This window comes from Yaniella sp. (assembly GCF_030453185.1).
In the GTDB taxonomy this organism is placed as follows: domain Bacteria; phylum Actinomycetota; class Actinomycetes; order Actinomycetales; family Micrococcaceae; genus Yaniella.
In genome coordinates, this window is sequence record NZ_JAKDKW010000114.1 from 1 (window position 1) to 4,700 (window position 4,700).

4 protein-coding genes and 1 pseudogene are annotated in these 4,700 nt (G+C 56.3%); 2 read left to right on the forward strand and 3 right to left on the reverse strand.

Going from position 1 to position 4,700, the window contains the following annotated elements:
- On the forward strand, positions 1-876 hold an 876-nt coding region (locus L0H14_RS11690), incomplete at its 5' end, for a LuxR C-terminal-related transcriptional regulator (protein ID WP_301421911.1).
- Positions 877-1,085: 209 nt separating this feature from the next.
- Positions 1,086-1,529, forward strand: a complete 444-nt coding sequence (locus tag L0H14_RS11695) for a hypothetical protein (RefSeq protein ID WP_301418648.1) — start codon at positions 1,086-1,088, stop codon at positions 1,527-1,529.
- A gap of 63 nt (positions 1,530-1,592) precedes the next feature.
- Here L0H14_RS11695 and istA read toward each other — a convergent pair.
- The 3 genes and pseudogenes from istA to ltrA all read right to left on the reverse strand — a co-directional run.
- Positions 1,593-2,276, reverse strand: a pseudogene (gene istA, locus L0H14_RS11700) (IS21 family transposase); the annotation flags it as partial.
- Complete coding sequence (locus L0H14_RS12540) at positions 2,192-2,590, reverse strand: helix-turn-helix domain-containing protein (RefSeq protein WP_367618016.1); 399 nt, start codon at positions 2,588-2,590, stop codon at positions 2,192-2,194. The pseudogene istA and the gene L0H14_RS12540, both read right to left, overlap by 85 nt.
- A gap of 47 nt (positions 2,591-2,637) precedes the next feature.
- On the reverse strand, positions 2,638-4,101 hold the full coding sequence (gene ltrA / locus L0H14_RS11705; RefSeq protein ID WP_301418646.1) for a group II intron reverse transcriptase/maturase: 1,464 nt from the start codon (positions 4,099-4,101) through the stop codon (positions 2,638-2,640).
- Positions 4,102-4,700: the final 599 nt, after the last annotated feature.

Consider the following 4,700-nt stretch of genomic DNA (forward strand, 5'->3'; position numbering starts at 1 on the left):
ACCTCGAGCTGGGTAGAACCTCAGATTGACGTCCACCGTGACTTCACGCGGATGCTACTTCAAGACGAGCAATCAGGTATGGAAGCGATGAAAGAAATTCATCTTCACGACATTGGGGAGATGTGGCCCTTCTATATCGTGGCCCTCCACCGTCTGATGGGAACCGCCGGCTACCGGGATGACCTTGAATACCAGCTGAAGATGTTTGAAACACTACCGCTACCGAAGACTGCAGGGCATGGGTTCTCCGGAAGCGTTGTGCCGCTGAAACGCGCACTGTTGGCCTTAAGTTCAGGGCGTGGCGCTGAAGCGCAAGAACTCATCGGTCAAGCCGACCCTGAGGTGCCGTATACGCAGCTCATCGATGCCGCAGCCCACTTATATGCCGGCAGGCCCAAGGAAGCACTCTTGTCTGTGACGCAACTTCGCTCCGAAACTTCCGGTCTGCGATTGCTCGAAGTTCGACGGCTCGCGATCGTGGCCGCAGCGAATTATGCCAGTGAGAATACTCCGGACAGTTTGAAGGCTCTGGAACAAGCAGCGAGCCTTCAACGAGGTCTTTCCTCTCGTGAGGTTCAGTTGTTCAGCCCTGAAACACGCCGACTAGCTGAGCAATACATCACTCAGTGGCCACAAGAGCACGCTGGTCCATCGATGTTCCTCACCGGGCTCCCAGACCCTGGCGCAGCACTCAGTGAACGCGAACTCGTCATCATCCGCGAAATTGCAATGGGGCACTCTCGGGCACAAATCGCAAAAAACTTATATGTCTCGCTCAATACCGTTAAATCGCAACTGCAGAGTGCCTACCGCAAACTTGGAGTGTCCTCCGGTACCTCGGCCGTGCAGGAAGCTGAACGACGCGGCCTGCTCTGACCTCCGAGATACTCCTGAAGCGCTACCCGTAACGCCGGATTTCACCTCGAGAACGGCCGGATCCTCGTGGATACCAACGCCAGAGGTGGATGTGTAGGAGCGTTCTACACGTCGTCGTCATTGGCACAGACGGTGCCTGCGGCGTCGTAGCTTCCGTGGCCGTATAAGATCAGGTTTGGTATCGACGAAACGCCTGTGGAGGAGAACCGTTGAGTAAGGCTCGCCCGTCTGAACTCGCCAAAACACCGAATCGAAAACGAATACTCCTCGGAATACTTGCCGTGGTATTAGTCGGTGCCACGTTGATCTTTGCAGCTGTTTCGAACAACCAATCCGGAGAGCAGAACGCTGTTCCTGCGCCGTCCCCGTCTGAGCCTGAACCTATATGCCGAGCGGAGGGACAATTCGTGGCCGGATTTATGTCCCCACAGGTCGATGACGCCGAAACCAATGCGATGCTGGAACGCATGAACACTGATGCAGTCACGTTTGGCGGACGCATAGTACCGGCAAGCGCTGAGGACCCGATCACAAGAACACCGCTGCCCGAAGCGCGTCCCCAACAGGTGGTATCTTCATCGAGAATTTCCATCGTGTCGGCTCGATTCCCCACGGTCAACGCCCGGCCGTGGAAACTGGGGCCGGCAGCATAGGTATTGGCCTCGACTTGAATATAGCCACGTCGATCAGCCTTACGGGGCTCATAACGCACCGGATCAAACCCAATACTCGGTAACGGTAAACACGCTGCAAGGTCGTGGGCGAACAAATCGCTGATCGGCACACCATGGCGGTAATGGTCCTGACTCTGCCAGCTCGTCACAGCGGGCCAATAACATCGCATTGAGCGCATCTAAGGAGGTCACCTCAGGTTCTGGGACCAGCAGATTGCGCCGCAAAAAGCCCATCGCGTTTTCCACGCTGCCTTTCTCATGGCGGGAATCTGGGTTGCAGTAGCGAGAATGGGCGCGATAGTGCAACCGGAAGGCTGAAAATAACGTGGTCTCCACGACCTGTTTTGCAATCCGTTTGCCAATGCCCGTTGCGTTATCGAACACCATCATTGTCGGGACCATGCCAACGTGTTCAAAGATGGTGCGCAATCCGTGGCAGACGCATTCAGCTGTTTCACCCCGGTAGGCTTGGGCATAGCGCATATTGGAAAACGGAAACGTCACGATCAGCACATGCAACACCGTGCGGATACCAGCAATGAAGGCTTCGGCCTGACCGAAATCCACCTGGATGGTCCCAGGTGGCCATTCCAACTCCGAAAAGCCCTCCGACACCGGCCGGTGCTGGGCCCGCCAGTTCTTCACATAGCGTTGCACCGGCGAATATGAGCCGGTGTAGCCGTGCTCGGCAACGAGCCGGTCAAAGACTCTGCGGGCGGTATGCCGCTGTTTATGACACCGCCCTTGGTCGTCGGTGTCAGCCCCTGATCGATGATCGGCTCATAGGTGGCCACCACCGATCCACCAGGCCGTTTCATCGGTGCTGGCGGCTTGGGTGAAAAATCTTGTTGGGCACTATATTTCGCCACCGAATCGCGGCTAATACCTAACCGCTTAGCGATCTCTCGTTGAGACCACCCTAATTCGGCAAGTTCTCTGATATCTTCTTGTATCGGTTGAGTCGGCCTGGGGCGCGGTAGCACGATTGCTCGTAGTCCGTTTCCCCAGACCGCTCTCCGAACCGGACGTGCAGCTTTCACCGCATCCGGCTCTCCACGTTCGTTGCCATTGGGTGATTTCAGCTGGTTCAAAAGGGAGCTGGGATTTTGTTGCCTCGATAGCGGTACCGACGGATCGGGACCTCATGGAGGTTGTATAACGCAATCCCGTCCGCGCTGATGGGGCGCCACCGACCAGTGTGGTCGGTGAGCCATCGACGAACGTCTTGCCAATTCCAACGGTGTTGTACGCGTTGCCATCGCACAATGCGCCACCACATGACATTCTGCACGTGGCGGAACGTGTGTTTAGCGACCGCATGTCGGAAATAGTTTGACCAGCCACGGGTGATGCGGTTGAGCCGGATCACCGTGTCCTTGAGACTTTGCTGTGATGTGGCACGGGTCAGATCCCTGATTTTCTGTTTCACCGAGACAATCGCCCGAGGGGCGATAAAGGTGTAAACATGCCAGGTATCTTTGGTCCCTTGTTTCTTGGCCCATTGGAGATGGAACCCTAAGAACTCAAAGCCCGTGCTCATGTGCACGATCTGGGTTTTCGCCTCGGACAAGACGAACCCCATCTGCGATAGCACCTGATTAATCTCCTCGCGCAGCTCAACTAGGTGGTCTTTGGACCCATTCGTGAGCACGACAAAATCGTCGGCATAACGAATGATCCGCCAATTAGGCAGGCCCTTCCACCGTCGACGCGTTCGGCGCATATTGGTGGACATTTTCTGACCAGTCTGCCAGGGTGCGTGTAAGTACTCATCGAGTACCGATAACGCAACGTTAGCTAGGACTGGAGATAGGATCCCGCCCTGCGGGGTACCAGTGTAGGTTTCTTGGTGGTCACCAAGTTCACTGGGGATCCCGGCTTTCAAGAAACCTTTGACCAGCCGCAGTACGCGCTTATCTTTGATCCGAGCCCGAACCCGTCCCATCAGGGCGGTATGATCGATCCGGTCAAAGCATGCTTCGATATCAGCATCCAGCACCCACCGATACCCGTGGGTCCCAAACATATGAATCTCAGCGATCGCGTCGTGAGCCCGCCGTTTGGGGCGGAACCCATAAGAGACCGGCAGAAAGTCGGCCTCGAAAATTGGTTCCAACACCATTTTCACGGCTGCCTGAACCACCCGGTCTGCAATCGTTGGAATCCCTAACCGGCGCAGCTTTCCACTGCCACCAGGTTTGGGGATTTTACGTTCGCGGACCGGTTGAGCACGAAACGTGCCCGTTTTCAACTGCTCTCGCAGCTCGTTCAGAATCCGGGAGACACCAATTTCTTCAGCGATCATCGTGGCCGTGAGGCCATCTGATCCTGCTGATCGTGCTCCTCGGTTTGTGGCGACCCGTTGCCACGCTACATACAGCGTGGTCGGGTCGTGCACGAGATTAAACACATCGTCAAACCGGCGACTGGGATCAGTCGTGGCCCAATGGTGAAGTTTCGCCTGAATCTGCGATACCCACAGTTCCGGGGATTCCCGAATCGGTGGAGTACTGGTATTCACCGGCCCATCTTTCGTTATGACAGTACTCATATCTCCTTCTCACTTCCGCTGCCGTTCTTCCCCATGTGGCCGGCTTTCCCGGCCTCGGAGTACTACAACGGCTCCGCCCCATCCTGATCCGATCGACTTGTCGACGAGCCCAGCCCACTCCGTGATCACTGGTGATGATCAGGGCGGCAAGGATCAGGATGGTTCCCGTGTTCACTTGTGATCGTTTGATGAAGGAGGCACCCGTCTCTACTCCGGTAGCCTCGCTGTGACTACCCCGTAGCGTTTTCATCACAGCCTCCCGCCCTGACCCAAGCACTCAGGACAAGAGTCAACCACGGCATCCGTGGTTGTGCGCCACCTCCGGCCAATCCACCAGGTTGCAGCCGGCGACAGTTTTAGGAGCGTTGAACAACGGTTCCTTTCGTGTACCTTTTCATCTTGCTTGCACGACCCGCCCTATCTGGCAGTCCTAGAACGTCCGTGCTTTGTCAGAGCCGCTTGCCACCCTCACTAGCGTCTCCTGGGTCAGGCTGCTCTCAACTACAATGACCCTGCTACGACAAGGTGCATGGTGGAGGCCTCTCACCTCCACTCGATCAACAAGCGCCTCACGGCGCACGCATGGGCACCGTCATGGA